This is a genomic window from Bradyrhizobium vignae (assembly GCF_004114425.1).
In the GTDB taxonomy this organism is placed as follows: Bacteria; Pseudomonadota; Alphaproteobacteria; order Rhizobiales; family Xanthobacteraceae; genus Bradyrhizobium; species Bradyrhizobium vignae.
On record NZ_RDQF01000058.1, the window covers coordinates 20,390 to 41,588 of the forward strand.

At 64.9% G+C, this 21,199-nt stretch carries 19 protein-coding genes and 1 pseudogene; 10 read left to right on the forward strand and 10 right to left on the reverse strand.

Annotation, left to right across the window (positions count from 1 at the left end):
- Positions 1-91: 91 nt before the first annotated feature.
- The gene (locus EAV90_RS32405) at positions 92-1,006 is read left to right on the forward strand and encodes a PhzF family phenazine biosynthesis protein (protein ID WP_129145758.1); all 915 of its coding nucleotides are present in this window, start codon (positions 92-94) and stop codon (positions 1,004-1,006) included.
- Positions 1,007-1,107: 101 nt separating this feature from the next.
- Here the strand turns inward: EAV90_RS32405 and EAV90_RS32410 are convergent, their stop codons facing one another.
- The gene (locus tag EAV90_RS32410; protein WP_129145759.1) at positions 1,108-1,569 is read right to left on the reverse strand and encodes a DUF488 domain-containing protein; all 462 of its coding nucleotides are present in this window, start codon (positions 1,567-1,569) and stop codon (positions 1,108-1,110) included.
- A 9-nt stretch (positions 1,570-1,578) separates the two neighbouring features.
- The gene (locus EAV90_RS32415) at positions 1,579-2,415 is read right to left on the reverse strand and encodes a DUF72 domain-containing protein (protein WP_129145760.1); all 837 of its coding nucleotides are present in this window, start codon (positions 2,413-2,415) and stop codon (positions 1,579-1,581) included.
- 103 nt (positions 2,416-2,518) lie between these two features.
- Between EAV90_RS32415 and EAV90_RS32420 the strand changes: the two genes are divergently transcribed.
- The 4 genes from EAV90_RS32420 to EAV90_RS32435 all read left to right on the forward strand — a co-directional run bounded on the left by EAV90_RS32420 (position 2,519) and on the right by EAV90_RS32435 (position 6,068).
- The gene (locus EAV90_RS32420) at positions 2,519-2,899 is read left to right on the forward strand and encodes a hypothetical protein (protein ID WP_129145761.1); all 381 of its coding nucleotides are present in this window, start codon (positions 2,519-2,521) and stop codon (positions 2,897-2,899) included.
- Positions 2,900-2,986: 87 nt separating this feature from the next.
- Positions 2,987-3,190: a hypothetical protein gene (locus EAV90_RS32425; RefSeq protein ID WP_122402551.1), complete on the forward strand. Its 204-nt coding sequence runs from the start codon at positions 2,987-2,989 to the stop codon at positions 3,188-3,190.
- Between the two features lie 241 nt (positions 3,191-3,431).
- A complete protein-coding gene (locus EAV90_RS32430; RefSeq protein ID WP_122402552.1) occupies positions 3,432-4,559 on the forward strand; it encodes a glycosyltransferase family 2 protein in 1,128 nt (375 codons plus the stop codon).
- Between the two features lie 6 nt (positions 4,560-4,565).
- A complete protein-coding gene (locus tag EAV90_RS32435; protein WP_129145762.1) occupies positions 4,566-6,068 on the forward strand; it encodes a glycosyltransferase family 39 protein in 1,503 nt (500 codons plus the stop codon).
- Between the two features lie 6 nt (positions 6,069-6,074).
- Here the strand turns inward: EAV90_RS32435 and EAV90_RS32440 are convergent, their stop codons facing one another.
- Positions 6,075-7,961 carry a CHASE2 domain-containing protein gene (locus tag EAV90_RS32440; protein WP_129145763.1) on the reverse strand — a complete coding sequence of 629 codons (1,887 nt, stop codon included), beginning with the start codon at positions 7,959-7,961 and terminating at the stop codon, positions 6,075-6,077.
- Between the two features lie 50 nt (positions 7,962-8,011).
- Positions 8,012-8,536 carry a FecR domain-containing protein gene (locus EAV90_RS32445; RefSeq protein WP_129145764.1) on the reverse strand — a complete coding sequence of 175 codons (525 nt, stop codon included), beginning with the start codon at positions 8,534-8,536 and terminating at the stop codon, positions 8,012-8,014.
- Positions 8,537-9,189: 653 nt separating this feature from the next.
- Here EAV90_RS32445 and EAV90_RS32450 point away from each other — a divergent pair.
- Positions 9,190-10,254, forward strand: a complete 1,065-nt coding sequence (locus EAV90_RS32450) for a DUF2778 domain-containing protein (RefSeq protein ID WP_164937204.1) — start codon at positions 9,190-9,192, stop codon at positions 10,252-10,254.
- Positions 10,255-10,261: 7 nt separating this feature from the next.
- Here the strand turns inward: EAV90_RS32450 and EAV90_RS32455 are convergent, their stop codons facing one another.
- On the reverse strand, positions 10,262-10,891 hold the full coding sequence (locus EAV90_RS32455) for a glutathione binding-like protein (protein ID WP_129145766.1): 630 nt from the start codon (positions 10,889-10,891) through the stop codon (positions 10,262-10,264).
- 12 nt (positions 10,892-10,903) lie between these two features.
- Positions 10,904-11,494, reverse strand: coding sequence for a cysteine hydrolase family protein (locus EAV90_RS32460; protein ID WP_129145767.1), 591 nt, complete (start codon positions 11,492-11,494; stop codon positions 10,904-10,906).
- A 129-nt stretch (positions 11,495-11,623) separates the two neighbouring features.
- On the opposite strand from EAV90_RS32460, the gene EAV90_RS32465 reads away from it, so the two are divergent.
- On the forward strand, positions 11,624-12,457 hold the full coding sequence (locus tag EAV90_RS32465) for a LysR family transcriptional regulator (RefSeq protein ID WP_129145768.1): 834 nt from the start codon (positions 11,624-11,626) through the stop codon (positions 12,455-12,457).
- A gap of 338 nt (positions 12,458-12,795) precedes the next feature.
- On the opposite strand, the gene groL is transcribed toward EAV90_RS32465, so the two are convergent.
- Positions 12,796-14,436, reverse strand: a complete 1,641-nt coding sequence (groL, locus tag EAV90_RS32470) for a chaperonin GroEL (protein ID WP_057029537.1) — start codon at positions 14,434-14,436, stop codon at positions 12,796-12,798.
- Between the two features lie 46 nt (positions 14,437-14,482).
- The gene (locus EAV90_RS32475) at positions 14,483-14,797 is read right to left on the reverse strand and encodes a co-chaperone GroES (RefSeq protein ID WP_122402560.1); all 315 of its coding nucleotides are present in this window, start codon (positions 14,795-14,797) and stop codon (positions 14,483-14,485) included.
- 373 nt (positions 14,798-15,170) lie between these two features.
- Here EAV90_RS32475 and EAV90_RS32480 point away from each other — a divergent pair, with 373 nt between their 5' ends.
- Positions 15,171-15,458 (forward strand): usg protein, encoded by a 288-nt coding sequence (locus EAV90_RS32480; RefSeq protein WP_027560138.1) that lies wholly within the window; start codon positions 15,171-15,173, stop codon positions 15,456-15,458.
- 7 nt (positions 15,459-15,465) lie between these two features.
- Here the strand turns inward: EAV90_RS32480 and EAV90_RS32485 are convergent.
- A pseudogene (locus EAV90_RS32485) lies at positions 15,466-17,588 on the reverse strand (O-linked N-acetylglucosamine transferase, SPINDLY family protein).
- A 209-nt stretch (positions 17,589-17,797) separates the two neighbouring features.
- On the opposite strand from EAV90_RS32485, the gene EAV90_RS32490 reads away from it, so the two are divergent.
- Positions 17,798-18,325 (forward strand): cupin domain-containing protein, encoded by a 528-nt coding sequence (locus tag EAV90_RS32490; RefSeq protein ID WP_129145769.1) that lies wholly within the window; start codon positions 17,798-17,800, stop codon positions 18,323-18,325.
- 125 nt (positions 18,326-18,450) lie between these two features.
- Here the strand turns inward: EAV90_RS32490 and EAV90_RS32495 are convergent, their stop codons facing one another.
- Positions 18,451-19,701, reverse strand: coding sequence for a NupC/NupG family nucleoside CNT transporter (locus EAV90_RS32495; RefSeq protein ID WP_122402563.1), 1,251 nt, complete (start codon positions 19,699-19,701; stop codon positions 18,451-18,453).
- Between the two features lie 155 nt (positions 19,702-19,856).
- On the opposite strand from EAV90_RS32495, the gene EAV90_RS32500 reads away from it, so the two are divergent.
- The gene (locus EAV90_RS32500) at positions 19,857-21,095 is read left to right on the forward strand and encodes an MFS transporter (RefSeq protein WP_129145770.1); all 1,239 of its coding nucleotides are present in this window, start codon (positions 19,857-19,859) and stop codon (positions 21,093-21,095) included.
- The last annotated feature ends 104 nt before the right edge of the window (positions 21,096-21,199 follow it).

A 21,199-nucleotide genomic window follows, 5' to 3' on the forward strand; every position in this document is an offset into this window, starting at 1 on the left:
CCGAATTTAGGGGCATGACGAGCGATGTTTTCGGCTTGTAGACTGCTGCGTGATGCGGCCCGTCGGCCGCGACTTGCATGGGGAAGTGACGATGCAGCGCCGCTACATCACCGTCGACGTGTTCACCGACCGCGCTTTCGGCGGCAACCAGCTCGCCGTGGTGCTCGATGCCGGCGGGCTCTCGACCGCGCAGATGCAGGCGATCGCGACCGAGTTCAACTATTCCGAGACGACGTTCGTGCTGCCGCCGCGCGACAAGGCCAATGATGCCGAGGTGCGAATCTTCACGCCGGTGAGGGAGCTTCCCTTCGCAGGGCATCCTAATGTCGGGACCGCCTTCGTGCTGGCGAGCCTTGCCAGGGAGCCGAAGTCGCGGCTGCTGTTCGAGGAGAAGGCGGGTCTCGTACCGGTGGACATTGTGCGTGAGCAGGGCCGGGTGGTCAGCACCGAGCTCACCGCTCCGCAGCCGCTGTCGCGGCTTGCACAATGTTCTGCCGAAGAGGTCGCGGCCTGCATCTCTCTGACGGCGGATGACATCAAGACCGATCATCATGGGCCGCAAGTCGTCGGCGTCGGAACGCCGTTCGTGGTTGCCGAGGTGCGATCGCGCGAGGCCGTGCGCCGGGCCAGGCCGGACGCCGCAGCGTTTGGCCGGATGCTGCCGCGCGACGGCGCTTTCTCGGTCTATTTCTACACCCGCGATGTGCCGGCAGCTGAGGCATCTTGCGAGCGTCAGGCGCGGATGTTCTTTCCTGGCGCCAGCGGGCTGATCGAAGACCCCGCGACCGGCAGCGCGACGGTTGCCGCCGCCGCCCTGTTCGCCGATCTCGATCCCGCGCCCGACGGCGAATTGAAGCTCACGATCGGCCAGGGTTTTGACATGGGCCGTCCAAGCATTCTTCTCACCCGCGTCCGCAAGCGGGACGGCAAGATCGTCTCCGCTCATGTCGGCGGCAGTTGCGTACAGATGATGGAGGGGACGTTCCGGTTGGCTGGGGATTCCTAGCCCGGATGGAGCGAAGCGCAAGCCGGGGGTGCTGCGAGGGTCGAAGGTCCCGATTACGCTTTCGCGCCATCCGGGCTGCGGGATCGGGCTCGCGCGCCCAGCTACATCTGCCGTCCCGCCAAATTCTTCACCGTCACCCCATCGCGCTCCTCGATGATCTCCGCGATCATCCGGCGGTGGCAGTGGGTGTGGTCGCGTTCGTAGCAGAGCAGGCACACCGGGCCGGCCTTGTTTACGAGCGCCGACAGCTCGTCCATCTCTTCTTTCGCCTGCGGCGTCTTCAGGTGCTTCGAATAGATCGTCTCCAGCACGTCATATTGCCCGCTGCGGGCGGCGAGGCGACCTTCCTTGGGCGTGCCGAGCGCGGCGAGATGGACATAGGCGATGCCGCGCTCATCGAGCCCGGCGGATAGCTGCTTCTTGGAAAAGCCCGGCCGGCGCGACGACGTCACCGCGCGCACGTCGACCACGAGCTTGACGCCCGCAGCTTCCAGCTCGTCCAGCACGGCCTTGGGCGGTGTCTGCTCATAGCCGATGGTGAAGAGCGTCTTCGCCTTTGCCATGAACCATCCTCAGCTCACTCGCGCGATCAGTTCCATGGCGCCGTGAGGTGCGCGCACCTTGCCCTCGTGGATGACATAGGCGAACACGTCACGCGGCGCCTTCTTCGGCTTGGCCTTGTCAACCTTCGGCAGGTCATCCGGTTCACCGCCCGCAGCCCAATCCTTGAAGCGCTCCGCCCAGGCATCGAGCTGCTTCGGCGGATAGCAGGTCTTGATCTCGTCATTGCCTTTCTGAAGCCGCGCATAGACGAAATCGCCGGCGACATCGGCGATAGCGGGATATTTGCCATGCTCGGCGAACACCACGGGCGTCTCGAACTCGCGGATCAGTGCGATGAAGTCAGGCGTGCAAAAGCTGTCATGGCGGACCTCGACCACGTGGCGCAGCGCGCGCCCATCGAGCTTGCGCGGCAACAGCTCCAGGAACTTGCCGAAATCGGCGCCGTCGAACTTCTTCGTCGGCGCGAACTGCCACAGCACCGGCCCGAGATGGTCACCGAGTTCCAGCACGCCGGAATCATAGAACCGCTTGATGGAATCGCCGGCCTCGGCGAGCACGCGGCGGTTGGTGGCGAAGCGCGGTCCCTTCACCGAGAACACGAAATCATCAGGCACCTCGCTCGCCCATTTGCGAAAGCTCTCCGGCTTCTGCGAGCCGTAATAGGTGCCGTTGATCTCGATCGAGGTCAGCTTCGAGGCGGCATAGGACAGCTCCTTCGCCTGCGCGAGCTTCTCCGGATAGAACACGCCGCGCCAGGGTTCGAAGGTCCAGCCGCCGATGCCGATGAAGATGTTGCCGGTTTTTTTGGACGCGGTTTTTGCTTTGGCCACGGGAGGATCTCGCATCGTCGGGGGAGGAGGGCTTCATCCTAATCAAACCAGATGTGATTGGCCAGTTGGCCCGTCCCGTCTAAGCTCGCGGCCGGACCCGCGAAGAAGGAGAACAACAATGCGGATGCTGTTGGTGGGAGCCGCGCTCATCACGATGACATCTGCTGCCATGACGTGTTCTGCCTTGGCAGATGACGACGACGCGAAAAGTGCACAGAAGCTCGCCCAGCAGGGCCGCGACGATTACTGGCATTGCCTGGCGCGGGAATATTCGCGCGACTCCAATCAGGGCCTGTCGGAGCAGGATTTCGGCCGCTCGGTTGCGGGTGCCTGTCCATCGGAGCGGCAATATTACCGCGTGGCGCTGCTCGATTATCTCACCACGCAGTATCCGGATATCGATGCCGGCGCCCATCTCGCTACCGCCAACAGGGCGGTGGAGGCGGCGCAGAAGGACATCGTGATCGCCTTCGTCAAGCACCGGCCGCCCCAGAAGTAGCAAGTCACCAAGGCTGGCTGGCAGCTCTTCCGGCCGCGCGCTCATCCATGGTATCAGTGGGCCCATCTGGAGCAGGGATGGGTTTCCATGTCGTCTGAGTCGGTGGGTGGCGTTCTGGGGGCGATCGTCGCGGCGATCGTGCTTGCGGTTGCCGTCGTGTTCGGGCCGATCGGCCAGTACGGCAAGCCGCCCAAGCCGGCGAAGGTCGAGCCGGCCCCGGCGGCTGCACCGCCAGCACCCGCCGCGCCCGCGCCGCGCGGGCCGATCATCCGGGAAGTCCCCAACCAATAGGGCGCGAAAAATGGGGTTTCCAGCCCCTTGCGAACCGCTTTTGCCGTCCCCATCTAGCCTCTAACGGCGACGTTGAGCGAAGAACTCCGTCGTTGGGACGACCTTGGAATAGCTCAGGCCTGCGCCGGATGTACGCGCGGTCCGCCATTCCGGGGTCGTTGGCATTTTGGGCCCCTTTTTGGGCCGTTCCCCAGAGACCCCGGCTTGGCAGCGCAGGACGCGGCGGATATACGCTGCCGTCATGAATGAAGCGATCAGACCGGGCGTCGACATCCAGGCTCAAGAGGGGCCGGAACTGTCGGTCATCGTCCCCACCTTCAATGAGCGCGACAACGTCACGGTGCTGTACCGGCGCCTGGAGGCGACCCTCGCCAACGTCGCCTGGGAGGTCGTGTTCGTCGATGACAATTCACCCGACGGCACCTGGGACGTCGTGCGCGCGCTGGCGCAGCGCGACAGCCGCGTGCGCTGTGTCCGCCGTATCGGCCGCCGCGGTCTGTCGGGCGCGTGCATCGAGGGCATCCTCGCCTCGAGCGCTCCCTATGTGGCCGTGATCGACGCCGACCTCCAGCACGACGAGACGCAACTGCCCAAAATGCTGTTGCTGCTCGCAAGCGATCAGGCCGACCTCGTGGTCGGCAGCCGCTACATCGAGGGCTACAAGAGCGAAGGTTTCAATAAGCAGCGCGCCGGCGCCAGTGCGCTCGCAACCGAGGTCGCCAAGAAGATGTTGCGGGTCGAGATTGCCGACCCCATGAGCGGCTTCTTCATGATCCGCCGCGACCGTTTCGAGCAGCTCGCGCCAAAGCTCTCCGTGCACGGCTTCAAGATCCTGCTCGATGTCGTCGCGACTGCGCACGGCAGCTTGCGGGCGGTCGAGATTCCCTACACCTTCGGCGCCCGCCAGCACGGCGAGAGCAAGCTCGATTCCATGGTCGCGCTCGACTTCCTCGGTCTCGTCTTCGCCAAGCTGACCAACGACATTGTCTCGCTGCGTTTCATCCTGTTCGCGATGGTCGGCGGCATCGGTCTCGTGGTGCACTTGACCACGCTGTTCATCGCACTTCAGCTGTTCAAGGCGCCGTTCGCGGAGGCGCAGGCCGCCGGCGCCATCGTCGCCATGACCAGCAATTTCATCCTCAACAACTTCCTCACCTATCGCGATCAGCGACTGAAGGGCTTTGCGCTGCTGCGCGGCCTGATCGCCTTCTACATCGTGTGCAGCGTCGGCCTGCTCGCCAATGTCGGCGTCGCATTCTCGGTGTACGACCAGGAACCGATCTGGTGGCTGGCCGGCATGGCCGGCGCGCTGATGGGCGTGGTGTGGAATTACGCGATGTCCGGACTGTTCGTCTGGCGCAAGAAATAGCGCGTGATGGGCGGAGCTGACGCGCGGATCGTCCGCAACACCGCGCTGACGATCCTCGCGCTGGTGGCCCTGCGGCTCGTCGCGGCCGCCTTCACGCCGATCACCTTCGACGAAGCCTATTATTGGATGTGGTCGAGGAACCTGGCCGGGGGTTACTACGACCACCCGCCAATGGTCGCCTATGTGATCCGCGCCGGCACCCTGATCGCGGGCGATACCGAGCTCGGCGTCCGCCTCGTCTCGATCCTGCTCGCACTGCCGATGAGCTACGCGGTCTATCGTTCCGCCGCAATCCTGTTCGGCGGCGCGCGCGTGGCTGCAACCAGCGCCATCCTGCTCAACGTGACGCTGCTGGCCTCCGTCGGCACGCTGATCGTGACGCCCGATGCGCCGCTGCTGGTCGCCTCCAGCTTCGTGCTGTTCTTCCTCGCCAAGGTGCTGGAGACCGGCCGGGGCGCATGGTGGCTCGCGGCCGGTGTCGCGGTCGGCGCGGCGCTGCTCTCGAAATACACAGCGATGTTCTTCGGGCCGGCGATCCTGATCTGGCTCGCTTCCGTGCCGAAACTCAGGCGCTGGTTTCTCTCGCCCTGGCCGTATCTCGGCGGCCTGGTCGCCTTGGCGCTGTTCTCGCCGGTAATCCTTTGGAATGCGGACCATCAATGGGTCTCGTTCGCAAAGCAGCTCGGGCGCGCGAAGATCGAGGACTTCCGCCCGGTCTTCATCGCAGAGCTGATCCCGACGCAGATCGCGTTCGCAACGCCGCTGGTCTTCATCCTCGGCGCCATGGGCCTGCACGCGCTGACCTGGCAGCGCGCCGGCGCGCTGGCCTCGCGCGTGCTGATCGAGACGATGTTCTGGACCATCGTCGCCTATTTCGTCTGGCACTCGCTGCATGCCCGCGTCGAGGCCAACTGGTTCGCGCCGGTCTATCCGCCCTTCGTCGTGGCCGCGGCCGCCGCTGCCAACCTTGCGCAGTGGAAGCCGCGCCAGCGGCGCCTCGTCGACTTCTGCCTGCGTTGGGCCGCGCCGGTCGGCATCGTGATGTTTGCAGCGTTGGTCGTTCAGGCAAATACCGGCTGGCTGTCGGGCTATCGTCGCGATGCCACCGTGCGCAGCGTCGGTGTCGGCTGGCGCGAGCTCGCCGCAGAGATCGAAGCGGTGCGCGTGCGCGTCGGTGCGACCTGTGTGCTCGCACAGGATTACGGCACCACGAGCTGGCTCGCGTTCTACCTGCCGCGCGGCACCTGTGTGGCACAGCAGAGCCAGCGCATCCGCTGGGTCAACATGGGCGAGCCGGATCCCAAGCTGCTCGCCGGCAAGCTGCTCTATGTCGACGAGCTGCGCCCGGACGGGCATCCCGTCCTCAACGAGCGCTTTGCAACGGTGACGCAAGTTGCGCAGTTGCAGCGCAAGCGCGGGCCGCTCGTGGTCGAGACCTACGGCATCGATCTGCTCGAAGGCGCCAAGGATGAGGTGCTGGATCGCTCGCCGCCGCCTGAGGCGCGGTAGCGGACTTCAGCCGATCATCTCGGCCTTGGCAGCCTCGTGGCCTGGCCCGCTCTGATCGCGCCAGAACCAGACGGTCACGACACCAGAACGGCCGCGGACATGGGCCAGCAGGGGGCCTGACAGGACGCCGTCGGGAGCACCGTGGAAGTCGGCCGCATCCAGCATCGTATCGCTCAGTGCGAGCCGCGCATCATTCTGGGCGGCAACCTCCATCAGCCGGCTTGCGACGTTGACGGTGTCGCCTGTCGCCGTGATGTGCTGATGGCTTTCGCCGAGCCGCGAGGCGACGATCGGGCCGCAATGCGCGCCGATCTTGAAGCCGAGCTGACCTGCGACTGCCGGCGGCAGCGAGGCGATCCAGCGTTCGAGACCGCGATGCAGGTCGATCGCGCATTTCAGCGCGCGCGCCGCGTCGTCGGGCATCGCGCGCGGCAACCCGAACAGGATCATGGCGCCATCGCCGAGGAAGCCGGTGATCATGCCGCCGCAATCGATCGCGGCCTTGTCGATCAGTGCATGAAACGCCTTCAGAAGATCCCTGAGTTCGTCCGGATCAATCCGCTCGCTCAAACCGGTGAAGCCGGAGAGATCGACGAAGACCACGGCGGCATCCTGCCGGACGGGCTTTGACAGGAAGTCCGGATCGCGCGCCAGCCACTCCTGCAGTGCCGGAGCCTGGAATTGCGCAAGCGACCTGCTCTTGGCGGCGAAATATTGCGTGCGGCGGCCCCCGGCCCACAGCTGCACGCCGGCAAAGACGGTCACCGGCGGCACTGCCGCGGCGAGCGTGGTCGCCGCGTTCAGCCAGACGCCATGCGTGAACGCGAACAGATTGAGTCCGGCCCAGGCGATCATCATCGCGGCCGCCGCCATGATGCCGAGCGCGCTACGCCGCCAGGCGAGCAGGCCGACCAGCAGCATCGGCAGAAGGGTCGCGGAGAGCGCGTCGGCAATACGGACCCTGCGGTCGCGCACGACGGCATCGCCGGCGACGAGATGCGTGATCGCAGTCGAGATCACTTCGACGCCGGGCATGAGGGAATCGAACGGCGTGGGATAGAAATCGCCGCCGCCGGCGACCGAGGCGCCGATCACGACGATCCGGTTCTCGATCGCCGCCCGATCGAGCGTGCCGTCGAAGATGCTCTGTGCGCTGACGGTACGGATCGTCCGACGCGGGCCGTAATAGGTGATCGGCAACGCGAAGTCGCTGTCGGTCGGCACCGCGCGATTGCCCAGCATGAGACGGTCGGGCGCGACCGTCAGCGGCTGGTCGAGCGCACGGGCGGCGACACGCAAAGGGAACGACAGCTCGACCTTGTCGCGCGTCCGGAACAGCATCGGCACCGCGAGCGGTGAGCCCGATTGTCCCGTCGCGACATTGACGACGCCGACCTCGGCGTGATCGGCGAATGCGGGCAATGGCTGCAAGAAGCGTTCGGCCTCGGGCAACACGGCCAGGGGGCCTTCGCTGGGTGCCACGGTCTCGCTGGCGGAGGGGAAGATCGCCGCGGCGGCGAGCACCATGGGACCGGTGGCGAGCGTGTTGGCCAGCGTGGCATCGCCGATTGCGGCGCTGCGGTCGACGAGCAGGAGATCGATCGCGACAACCTTCGGCTTGAACTGCACGATGGTGTCTACGACGCGGGCAAGATCGGCGCGCGGCAGCGGATAGCTGCCACCGCGCTTCACGACGGTGTCGTCGATCGCGACGATAGTGACGACATCGGGCGGACGCTGCACGCCGCGGGCCTGCGTCCGCCAGTCGGTCAGCGTGGCTTCGAGGCGATCGAGAAAGCGCAGATGGCCGTTGGCGTGCGCGGCATAGATGCCCGCGCCCCACAGCGCGGTGAGGACGAGTGCCACCAGGATCTGAACGCGTCGGCTGCGCATGCGGTCGTCTTGCAATCTCGTATTGTCCAAATAGTCTTGGCGACCCCGACCTATTGCCCGAGTCTTGCCATGAGCGCGTCGACGCGCGGCTGACCCCATGTCTTGATGGTCAACGGGCCGGTTGCCTCGACGTCGACGCCTTCGCCGGGTCCAAGCACGACGCCGCGTCCACGAGCCCGGCGGGTCACGCCGACCGCACCGTCGGCGACGAACACGGAGGTCTTGGCGTCAGCGACATCGACTGCCCATTTCGTGCCGCGCACTGCGGCAATCGCTTGCGGCGTCAGCACCTTGAAGGGGTTGCGCCGCGGCTTCTTGGGCACCTCGATCAGCAGGGCCTTGTTGCTCAACGCCACGGAATCTATATGTCCGTCGCGGTTGGCGTCCTTAAGTTCAAACTTGGCGCCACTTTCCGCAACGATGGTGATGCCGTTGTCGCAGCGCCAGGTCTGCGTCCCAGCGGCCGAGGGCGATGCCGTGCAGCCCGCATTGGCCGCAAGCTGTGCAGTCGCAGATCCAACCAACAGAAGCGACCCTGCCAGGGCGACAAACCCTGTGCGCGCTATCCCTCTCATGCCAGCTCCGTTTGCGTGCTCGGCACAGTTCAAGGCGGGACGATACGGTACCGTATCACGCGCAGAGGCTGCTGAAAAGTGCCGAGGTGGCAGCTATTTTCTCGTGGCGGCGATGTCCAGAACCGAAACGATCAACTTTCAGTCACGGCGCTGTTGCCGCAATCGGCCAGCGGACGCAGGGCCGTCCACCAGCCTCTCGCAACGCTTCCGCGCTACGCTCAGTGCTAATTTGAGGGTCACGAAAACGGCGTTGTTGAGTGCGTCATGGATGCGGCCGCAAGCGTCGAACAGTTGGCGCAAACCGGTCGAGAAACATGGTTAACAGACGCGTCTAAGTCCGTAGTTCTGCGGGCTTTTTTCTCAAAACAGGACAGCGTTGACGAGTTGCCCCACATCCGCCCGAACTTAATCCGCATTTAACTAAAAGTCGCCTTAATGACGCTCCGACCCTCTGCGAGATGCTGTTCCCGGATCGTGACCAGCGGCACTTCGAAGGGGGACTGAGTGACACCGTCCTGGACGCAAGGCGAATGAGTACGAGTATCGCTGCGCAGAGTAACGCGGCACGGAAGTCCAAGAATTATTCGCGGAAATCTTCCCGGAAAACGACCACGTCCAATTGGCTTGGCGCCGCGGCGATCGGCTGTGTCGTGATGGGCGCCGGCTGGACCATCTACAGCAACGTCTTTGGCGCGAGCGTCTATCCGACTGTCGGCAGCATCGGCTACGACGAGCCCGTGATCAAGCGCGCACCCAAGGTGGCGCTGCGCGAGGCCCGCGAGGCCATTGAGGAAACCTTCGCGCTGCTGCCCGACCGGCTCCAGGTCGCAGCTCCCATCTCGCGCGAGATGTTCAACGAGCGCTTTGCCGCCGCTGCGACGCAGGGTGTGCCGTCGAATGCGGCGAGCGCCGCGCCGGCAACGGAGGTTGCCACGGCCAAGGACATGCCGAAGGATGCCCCGAAGCAGAGCGTCATCGCCAAGGTCGCGGAAGCGCTGAAGCCGGCAGCCAAGATTGCTGACAAGACCGCTGACAAGACCCCTGACAAGCCTGCGGACAAGGCCAGGCGCGCACCGGATGCCCAGATGCAGCTGGCCTCGGCCGACCCGGCCGAGATCGTGCCGGCGCCCGAGGCGAAGCCGAAATCCTTCGCCGACCGCGCCAAGGCCGCGGTGATGTCGATCACCGCTCCGCGCCAGTCGATGGTCGAGAAGCTCTGGGGCAAGCGTGAGCCGTCCGGCGGGCTGCTCGCCTACGCCTCGGCCGATGCGAGTGTGACCGCGTCCATCGCGCCGAAGGAGCAGAACCCGATGTTCGGCGGCGCGCCGCCCTATGAGCGCGACACCGCGGTCTACGACATCACCGCCAAGACGGTGTACCTGCCCGACGGCACCAAGCTCGAGGCGCATTCCGGCCTCGGCTCCAATCTCGACGATCCGCGCTCCTCGAAAATCCGCATGCGCGGTGTGACGCCGCCGCATATCTACACACTGAAGCCGCGCGAGGCGCTGTTCCACGGCGTGCCGGCGCTGCGCCTGACCCCGATTGGGGGCGAAAGCGCGATCTACGGCCGCGACGGTCTGCTCGCGCACACCTTCATGCTCGGGCCGAACGGCGACTCCAACGGCTGCGTGTCGTTCAAGGACTATTACGCGTTCCTGGATGCCTACCGCAACAAGGGCATCCGCAAGCTCGCGGTGCTGGCGCGGGTGGACTGACCTTCGCTCAAGCGGTCATCTGCTTGCGCAGCGCCACCTCGGTCGCAATCGCCTCCCGCACGCGAGGCCGCGCCTGCATGCGTTCGAGATAGGCTGACAACGATGGCCACTGCGCAATGTCGACGCCGGCAGGCCGAAGCAGCAGCAGGGCCCAGGCGAGGTGGGCGTCCGCGACGGTGAAACGGTTGCCGACGAGGAATTCGCGGTCCGCCAGATGCGTTGCCGGCACCGACAAGGTCTGCGCGATCCGTGCCCGCGGCTTGGCGAGCGAGCCGTCGTCCTTGTACCAGAAGGTCGGAAACAGGAACGCCTTGTGGATCTCGGCGCCGACGAAGCTCAGCCATTCCTGGAGCCTGTAGCGGTCGGGATCGCCGAGCGGCGGCGCAAGGCGCGTCTCGGGCTTCAGATCGGCAATGTATTGCAGCACCGCCGCGCTCTCGGTCAGCCGTTCGCCATTCTCCAGCACCAGCACCGGCACAGCGCCCTTCGCCGCCACGCCGTGAAAATCGCTGCCGTCGTCCACGATCGTCTTGGTCAAGAGGTGCACCTGATGGTACTGCGCATCGAGGCCAGCCTCCATCAGCGCGATCCGGCTCGCGAGCGAGCAGGCCATCGGTGAGAAATAGAGTTGCAGCATCGCGTTGCTCCGTTACTTCAGCTCATCGCCGCGGGCGATGATCGCGAAGCGATCGGACAGCTCGGCGAGCGCAACCTCGTGGATGGTTCGGGCGTCCAGCGTGCCGCCGCGCCCGTCCGGCAGGTCGCGCGTGGCGCAGGCATCGGCATCGATCGTGGTGCGAAAGCCGAGGTCGAGCGCGGCCCGCGCCGTGGAGCTGACGCACATATGCGTCATGAAGCCGGCCAGCACGATGTTCTTGCGTCCGGTCGCGACAAGGCGCGCCTGCAAATCGGTGCCGGCAAAGGCATTCGGCAGCTCCTTCTCGATCACGGGCTCGCTGGCGCGGGGGCTCAGCTCGACGACGATGGCGCCGCGGTGGGCGGTACGATCGAACAGGCTGCCGGCCTTGCCGCGATGGGCGATGTGGATGATCGCGGCACCAGCCTCGCGGGCCTGTGCCAGGAGCGCAGCCGCACGTGCGATCGCGGGCTTGGCGTCGGGCAAGGCGAGGGGGCCCGCGAGATATTCGTTCTGGATATCGATCAGCACCAGCGCGGCGTCGCCGAGGCGCGGCGGGCTGAGGTCGGCGCCGGCGAGCTGGAGCAGGGTCTTTGCGGTCATGGTCTTGGAAATCTCCCGGGGTAGAAGGCGCAACAAACATAGCCCCGGGAATGCCTGCCGATATGCAGGAATATTGCAGCGGGAGGCTGCGAGATTGCAGGCCATCGGGCGGCGATGTAGCCTCAAGCCATGAACTGGGACGATCTGCGCATCATCGCCGCCGTCAGGGACGAAGGCACCTATGCCGGCGCCAGCGCAAAGCTGCGTATCGACGAGACGACGGTCGGGCGCCGGCTGTCGCGCATCGAGCGTGCGCTCGGCTTGCGTCTGTTCGAGGCCGCCGACGGCGTTCGCAGGCCGACGCGGCAATGCGAAGCGGTGCTGGCGCATGTCGGGGCGATGGCCTCGCATGCGGCCGAGATCGGCCGGCTCAGCGAGAGCCTGGAAGGTCCGGTCGGCCGCCTGCGCATCGCCTCCACCAACACAGTTGCAGAAGAAGTGCTGTCGCCGCGTGCGGGCGACTTCCTGCGGACCCATCCCGGCCTGACGCTGCAATTCCTCACCTCGAGCGAGAACGTCAGGTTCTCGCGCTGGGAGGCTGATCTGGCCATCCGCTTGCGCAAGCCCGACAAGGGCGACTTCGCGATCTCAAGGCTCGGCGACATCAAGCTGTATTTTTTCGAGCCGGTTACGACCGAGGGCGAGCCGATGCTGTGCGTCTATCCCGACGAGCTCGGCGCCATTCCCGAGATGCAATTCCTGCGCACCAGGAAGGCCCGCGCGCGCTGCGTCACCGACAACGTCCGTGTCATCCGCAATCTGATCCGCGACCATCAGGCCGCCGGCGTGTTGCCGGAATATGTCTGCGCCGACCTGCTCGGCGACCGCCGCCTGCGCGCCACGCTGCTGCCGAAGCGGCGCGACGTGTGGCTGCTGGTGCAAAATCATCTCAAGCGGGATGCCGCAACGCGCGTGACCATCGACTGGGTGAGGGCCTGTTTCCAGGAGACCTCGCGCCGCTGACGGCGCATCGGGTTGCGATCGGCCCCCAGGGTTCGCCTGTCGTGAACGCGCGAGCGCGCCGGCGCGACCTATCCTGAACAGGGTTTTCACGGGCGCAAAGGTTGCGTAACGTCATGCCGGTTGCAGGCTGAGCAGAAGGCGATGACGATTGTTCAGGACACCATCGGGCCGTCGACGGCGCAATCGCGGGAGCGGAAGGCGATTGCTTTCCGGATCATGCTTTAGAAGGCCCACTTGGGCGCGAGCCCGGAATGACGGGTGGAGAGAAGTTATTGCAAACAAAAACCCCGGCATCGCTGCCGGGGTTTCGCATTTCGTATCGTGCCTGAACGGCTGGATCAGAAGTCCATGCCGCCCATGCCGCCGCCGGGGGGCATCGCCGGGCCGGCGCCGCCCTTCTTGGGCAGCTCGGCGACCATGGCTTCCGTGGTGATCAGGAGCGCGGCCACCGAGGCAGCGTTCTGGATCGCGGTGCGGACCACCTTGGTCGGGTCGATGATGCCCTTCTTGACGAGGTCGGCATATTCGCCGGTCTGGGAGTCGAAGCCGTAATTGTAGGCCTTGTTCTCCAGGATCTTGCCGACGATCACCGAACCGTCTTCACCGGCATTGATCGCGATCTGGCGAGCGGGAGCCGACAGCGCCTTGCGCACGATCTCGACGCCGGTCTTCTGGTCGTCGTTCTTGGTGCGCAGGCCCTTGAGCTGCTCGGAGGCACGCAGCAGGGCGACGCCGCCGCCCGGGACGATGCCTTCCTCGACCGCCGCGCGGGTCGCATGCATCGCGTCATCAACGCGATCCTTGCGCTCCTTCACCTCGACCTCGGTCGCGCCGCCGACGCGGATCACCGCGACGCCGCCAGCGAGCTTGGCGAGACGCTCCTGGAGCTTCTCACGGTCGTAGTCCGAGGTGGTCTCCTCGATCTGCGCCTTGATCTGGGCCACGCGCGCCTCGATGTCGGCCTTCTTGCCGGCGCCGTTGACGATCGTGGTGTTCTCCTTGTCGATCATCACCTTCTTGGCGCGACCGAGCATGTTGAGCGTGACGTTCTCGAGCTTGATGCCGAGGTCTTCCGAGATCGCCTGGCCGCCGGTCAGGATCGCGATGTCCTGCAGCATGGCCTTGCGGCGATCGCCGAAGCCCGGAGCCTTGACGGCCGCGACCTTCAGGCCGCCACGCAGGCGGTTCACGACGAGGGTGGCGAGGGCCTCGCCTTCCACGTCCTCGGCGACGATGACCAGCGGCTTGCCGGTCTGCACCACGGCCTCGAGCAGCGGCAGCAGCTCGTTCAGCGAGGAGAGCTTCTTCTCGTTGATGAGGATGTAGGCGTCGTCCATCTCGACGCGCATCTTGTCGGCGTTGGTGACGAAGTAGGGCGAGATGTAGCCGCGGTCGAACTGCATGCCCTCGACGACGTCGAGCTCGGTCTCGAGCGACTTGGCTTCCTCGACGGTGATGACACCCTCGTTGCCGACCTTCTTCATGGCGTCGGCGAGGAACTTGCCGATCTCGGCATCGCCGTTGGCCGAGATAGTGCCGACCTGGGCGATCTCGTCGTTCGAGGTGACCTTCTTCGAGTTCTTCTCGAGGTCGGCCACGACGGCCTCGACCGCGAGGTCGATACCGCGCTTGAGGTCCATCGGGTTCATGCCGGCGGCAACGGACTTCGCGCCTTCCTTCACGATCGCCTGGGCGAGCACGGTGGCGGTCGTGGTGCCGTCGCCGGCCGCGTCAGCGGACTTGGAGGCGACTTCGCGCACCATCTGGGCGCCCATGTTCTCGAACTTGTCGTCGAGCTCGATCTCCTTGGCGACGGTGACGCCGTCCTTGGTGATGCGGGGAGCGCCGAACGACTTGTCGAGCACGACGTTACGGCCCTTCGGACCGAGCGTGACCTTCACCGCGTTGGCGAGAACGTCGACACCGCGCAGCATCTTGTCGCGCGCTTCAACCGAGAATTTGACTTCTTTGGCTGCCATCTGGATTTTTCCTTGAGGATGTTTGACTGGAGGGAGGAGAGGGCCCTTAGGCCGCCTTCTTCTTGGACTCGGTGACCTCGAGAACGCCCATCACGTCGCTCTCCTTCATGATCAGCAGGTCCTGGCCGTCGATCTTGACCTCGGTGCCGGACCACTTGCCGAACAGCACGCGGTCGCCGACCTTCAGGTCGATCGGGATCAGCTTGCCGGACTCGTCGCGGCCGCCCGGGCCGATGGCGACGACCTCGCCCTGCGAGGGCTTTTCCTTGGCAGTGTCGGGAATGATGATGCCGCCGGCGGTCTTCTCTTCTGCGTCGATGCGCTTGACCACGACGCGGTCGTGAAGCGGACGGAATTTCATGCAGTCCTCCTAATTGGACGAGTTGAGGATTTTGATATTGTTAGCAGTCGTTGCCCGCGAGTGCTAGCACGAGCGAGGGTGAAATAGGACAGGAATTTTGCGGGGGCAAGGGTTTGTAGCAGAAAAATTAGCACCCGAAAGCACGGACTGCCAGAATCTCTTTGGCATCGTTAACCGACACCCGAGACCGTATTAGCACGGAGTCATGTCTGCTGCTAACGCATTGAATTTCAACAGCTTGTTAAACTTTTGGGCTTGAGATGGATTGTCGGTTTGCGTCACATATCTCTCATGTGAGCGCATCGTTTCCGGGTGGCTCCCGGGGCACGGATCAAGCCACCCCCTGCATGCGCTCCTGCAAAGGAGGTTTGGCATGGGACTGCGCGTTGGGGGCGTTTCCGAGGACTTCCGGAAACAGATGCTGGGCTACGGGCTGACGACGGCACAGATTCTCTATCGGATGCCGGATCATCCCTCGTTGCTCCAGACCTATGTCTGGCAGAACTACGACATGTTTCCGAAATTTCCGGCGCTGACCGATTTCCTGGCGTTCTGGCAGGAGAAGCTCGACGGCCCCCTGCATTCGGTCACGGTGGCGCATTCCAAGCTGATCAAGCCCGCCGAGCTGCGCGCCGTCGACGGCGTGTTCCGGCTGCATTGAGCAGAGCTCAGACGCCGCCCTTGCAATAGCGTGTCCACATCGCGCGATAGGCGTCGGCCACGGCTCGCGCATATGAGACAGGGTTGCCGGCGGCCGCAGCGCTGATCTGTTCGGGCAGCTCGCGGCGCAGTTGATCGAGCTCGGCGACCCGCGCCGCGCGGCCGGCTGCAATCTCGACATACGCATCCTCGCTGTCGGCGACCCAGTCCGGCAGGCCGAGCGCGGTGAGGATGGCGCCGGCGGCCCGGCTGGGCAGGCTGTTTCCGAGCTTCGCCACCACGGGCACGCCCATCTGCAGGGCTTCCCATGTGCTGACGCCGCCGTTCTGTGGGAACGGGTCGAGTGCAATATCGATGCGATTGAACGATGCCAGATGTTCGTGCCGCGAGGTCGCTCCGAGCAGATCGACGCGTTCGGCCGGCAATCGGCAAGCCGCAAATCGCGCCAGCAGCTTGTCGCGGACGAGTTGATCGTCGAGCGCAACATCCTTGATCAGCAGTCGCGAGCCTGGCACCCGCTCGAGGATCCTGGACCAGACTGCCGCGGCCTCGTCGGAGATTTTGCTGATGCGGTTGAAGACACCGAACGTGATGAAACCGTTCGAGATCGCAGGCGTCTCCGCTCGCGCAATCCCGGCCGGCAGCGGCGTCAGCGTCACAAAGCACGGCAGGTCGACGACGGTCTCCGCAAACAGATGCCGAACCGCCAAAGGAATCGCGACAGGATCCGAGAACAGATAATCGATCGTCGGCAGCCCGGTGCCGGTGCCGTGGCCCCAGCCGTGCGCCTGGATCGGTGCCGGCTTGCGCGCAAATACGCCGAGGCGGTTTCCTCTGGTGTGGCCGGACAGATCGATCAGGATATCGACGCCATCGGCGCGAATCTGTGCAGCGAGGCGATCATCGGTCCATTGCGAGGCGTCACGCCAGCGATCGGCGAGCCCCTGAAATTCGCTTGTCGTCCCGTCCACTTTCGACGAACACGAGTAGCACACGATCTCGAACTGTGCGCGGTCATGGTGTTGCAGGACCGGCTTGAAAATGAACGCGGCCGAATGCGCGTTGAAGTCCGACGAGACGTAGCCAAGCACCAGGCGCCGGTCCGGGTCGCGGCTGTTGTCATGCGGTGCTGCCGCTTCTGAAGCGATTTTGGCCCCGATCTGCTCCCACCACACGCGACGCGCTTGCTGATGCCGTTCGACGCTGGCGTCCGCCACAAAACCGAGCGTGAATATCTTGCTGGAGATCGCGCTCTGAAGGTCAAGCCGGATATCGAGGGCCCTGTCGAAGCTGGCGAGCGCTTCGTCGACCCTGCCAATTCCGGCGAGACAGAGGCCCAATACGAAGTGAGCTTGATCAGAATCGGGCGCAATCGCGAGAGCTTTCTCGCAATCGAGCAATGCTTGGGCAATTTGCTGGGTCTGGAGCAAGACGTTGGCGCGCCAGAGCCACCCATTCACGTCGTCGGGTGCGAGGGCGATTGCCCGATTGCAATCCGCCATGGCTTCGTCAAATCGCTGAAGCTCCCGGAGTGCAACGGCGCGGTTCGCCAGCGCCGCGGCATAGTCAGGCTTGATCGAGAGCGCGCGGTTCAGGCTTGCGAGAGCCTCGTCATAGTTGCGCAGACGGCAGAGCGCAGAGCCTCGGCCGTTGTGGGCTTCGGCCAGGTTTGCGTCAATTGCGAGCGCCTGATCGTAGCTCTCGAGCGCTTCTTGGTGCAGATCAAGGGCCGCGCTCGCGTTACCGAGATTGGACAGGGCGAGGGCGTAGCTGGGCCGCAAGGCGAGAGCTTTCGATAGCTCTCGCGGGCCTCGTCGTGACGTTTCAGCCCGTTCAGCGCCACGCCCAAGCTCATGTGGGCTTGGGCAGATCGCGGGTCTGCGGCAACGGCCCGGCGCAGCAGGATTTCGGCCTGGTCATAGTTCCTGGCATCAGACTCCAAGGCGCCGAGCATATGCAGGGCGATGAATTGGTTGGGCGCGAACTGCAGGAGTTGGCGATAGGCAGCCTCGGGAAGGCGTCCCTTCTTGTGCAACTCGAGCGCTTGCCCGAGCAATGGCAGCACTTTGGCCTTTTGCCGTTTCTGGAGCCGGGCATTCTGAAATGCACGCTGACCGACGCTGTTGCCCATGAATCAATTCCCCCAGATCTCCTGCCGAGACTAATTCAGGGAGAGAATGAAGACGGACGATGCTCGCTCGCAACGACAGCTTGGGACAAGCTACGACCGATCGCGTGACCGGCCGCAGCTCCGCAATTGCTGCCTCGCCCAGGACTGGGTAATCTGCCCTTCGGGTCACACCCGTGCGACGGGCGCGGCTCGGAACAGGGAGGCAGACAATGGCCAAGCAGAAGGCATCGAGGCCCGCAATGAAGACCGCGGTGAAGAAGCGGAGCGGGACCAAGGCAGCGGCGCGATCCTCGGCACGAAAGGCAGTGAAGGCGAAGGCGCGCACCGTCGCTCCGAAGAAGGCCGTGCGGCCGAAGCAGCGCATCGCCATCAGCCATCACCGCGAGGAAGACTTCAAGCCCGACGGCCTGCGTGCCTATGCCAGATACCGCGATCTCGGCATCGCCGAGGCGACCCACGGCCTCGCGCAGGCGCATGTGATCCGCTTGCAAGGCCCCTGCAACCCGGCCGAGGTCTCCAAGCTCCATTATCACGACGTCGAATTCCAGATGGTCTACGTGCTCAAGGGCTGGGTGAAGACCTATATGGACGGGCAGGGCGAGACCTTGATGAAGCAAGGCAGCGCCTGGACCCAGCCGCCGAAAATCAAGCACATGATCCTGGACTATTCGGACGACGTGGAGCTGCTGGAGGTGATCCTGCCGGCGGAGTTCAGGACGGTGGAGTTGAAGGCGTAAGGGCTTGCCCGCGGGCTTGTAGCCCGGATGCGGCGCAAGCAAGATCCGGGAAAGTTTCTCCGTGGAGAAGATGGCCCCGGATTGCGCTGCGCGCAATCCGCCCTCTACGGCTCACGAGGGGTGTCTTAACTCAACACCCCCACCATCGCCCCCATCAAGCACGTGGTCAGCGTCCCCGATACGATCGACTTCAGCCCCAGCGCGTTGATCTCCTCGCGCCGCTCCGGGGCCATCACGCCGAGGCCGCCGATCATGATGCCGAGGCTGGCGAAGTTGGCGAAGCCGCACATCGCGTAGAGCATGATCAGGCGCGAGCGCGGATCGAGCGCGTTGGCTGGCAGCTTGGTGAAGTCGACATAGGCGATCAATTCATTGAGCACGGTCTTGGTCCCCATCAGGCTGCCGGCGGTGATCGCCTGATCCCATGGCAGCCCCATCAACCAGCATACTGGTGCCATGACGAGGCCAAGCAGCCGCTGCAGCGAGATCGCGGCACCGCCGATATCAGGCAAGAGGCCAAGCATGGCATTGACCAGATAGACCAGCGCCACCAGCACCAGGAGCATGGCGACGATATTGAGCAACAGTTCGAGGCCGCCGGTGGTGCCCTTGACGATGGCGTCCATCGTGCTGGACACGTTCATCTCGGGATCCTCCAGTGCACCGCCGGTACGCTTGTCGGATGTCTCGGGCACCATGATCAGGCTGACAAGGATCGCGGCCGGCGCGCCCAGCACCGAGGCGATGACGAAGTGCGCGGCCGCGTCGGGGATGAGTGGGGCAAGGAGCGTCGCATAGAGCACCAGCACCGTGCCGGCGATGCCGGCCATGCCTCCGGTCATCACCACGAATAATTCGCTGCGGGTCATCTGTGCCAGATACGGCCGCACGAACAACGGTGCCTCGACCATGCCGAGGAAGATGTTGGCGGCGGTCGAGAGGCCCACGGCGCCGCCGACCCCCAACGTGCGTTCGAGCAGCCAGGCCATGCCGCGCACGATCGGTGGCAGCACGCGCCAATAGAACAGCAGTGTCGTCAGCACGCTCATGACCAGCACGATCGGCAATGCCTGGAACGCCAGGATGAAGTCCGCGCCCGGCACCTTCAGATCGAACGGCAGGGGGCCGCCGCCGACATAGCCGAACACGAAGGCGGAGCCGGCGCGCGAGGCCGCCGAGATCGCGCCGACCGCGTCGTTGATCGCGCCGAACGCATGCGCCACGACCGGCAGCTTCAGCAGCACGACCGCGGTGACGAAGGTCGCGGCGAGGCCGATTGCCGCCTGACGCAGCGAGACCGCGCGGCGATTCTCCGCCAGCGCGAAAGCGATCAGGAGCAATGCGAAAATGCCGAGTGCCGATTGCAACCGAAGCATGATGTCCCCAAACCCTCAATGATTATGGCCGCGTGTGCATTGCAAAGGCAATGCCGGGGGCCACGGAAGCGGCTCGTTGTTGACAAGCGGGCAAGCCTGGGCCACGCGGGCCCATCAGGATCAGGACCGGACCGTCCGAGGTGACCGAAGCGACGATGCCAGAGCAGCCAATATCCGACAATCTGCCGGTCAGCGCCGGCGCGCTGCTCGGCCACCGCGCCTTCCTGTTCTTCCTGCTCTCCCGCAGCCTGTCGCGCTTTTCCAGCCAGATCGCGGCGGTCGCGATCGGCTGGCAGATCTACGATCTCACCGGCTCGGCGTTCGACCTCGGCATGGTCGGCCTCGTGCAGTTCCTGCCCACGGCGCTGCTGGTGTTCGTCGCTGGACACGCCGCCGACCGCTACGAGCGCAAGCGCGTGGTCCAGCTCTGCCAGCTCGTGGAAGCCGCGACCGCGCTCTATCTCGCAACCATCACCTATCTCGGCGCGGTCGGCGAGGTGCAGATCTTCATCGCGACCTTCGTGCTCGGCATTGCAGGCGCGTTCGAGAGCCCGACCACGGCGGCGTTGTTGCCGTTGATCGCGCCGCAAGGGTCGCTGCAGCGCGCCACGGCCATCTCCAGCGGCGCAGCACAGGTCGCGACCATCACGGGGCCGGCGCTCGGCGGATTCGCATATGCGGTCGCCCCGCATCTCGCTTATGCCGTGATGGTACTGTTCTGGGTTGTGGGGATGATTTTGACCGGCTTCATCCGGCCGCGCCCGCAGGCGATCGCAAAGGAGGGGACGAACTCGGACAATATCTTTGCCGGCGTCCGCTTCATCCGCGGCAACCCCGCGATTCTCGGCACCATCTCGCTGGACCTGTTCGCCGTGCTGTTCGGCGGCGTCACCGCGCTGTTGCCGATCTATGCCCGCGATATTCTTCAGGCCGGCCCGGTCGGACTCGGCGTGCTGCGTGCCGCGCCCGCGGTCGGTGCGCTCCTGATGACCGTGGTGCTGGCGCGCCACGCCATCTCGCGGCATGTGGGCTTACGCATGTTCCAGGCGGTGATCGTATTCGGCCTCGCCACGATCGTGTTCGCGCTGTCGCCGTGGATGTGGCTGTCGGTGCTGTCGCTCGCCGTGCTCGGTGCGGCCGATACGATCAGCGTCGTGATACGCTTCTCGCTGGTGCAGCTGTCCACACCCGATGAGATGCGCGGCCGGGTCGGTGCGGTGAATTTCCTCTTCATCAACGCCTCGAACCAGCTCGGCCAATTCGAGAGTGGCCTCACGGCCGCGCTGTTCGGCGCCATGCCCGCCGCCGTGCTCGGCGGCGTCGCCACCGTCGCAGTGGCGCTGCTCTGGATGAAGCTGTTTCCGAGCCTGCGAAAGGTGGAGAGTTTGGAATAGGGCAACGCTCTCTCCACGTCATTGCGAGGAGCTCTTGCGACGAAGCAATCCAGAATCTTGCCGCAGTGACAGCCCGGATTGCTTCGCTGCGCCCGCAATGACGA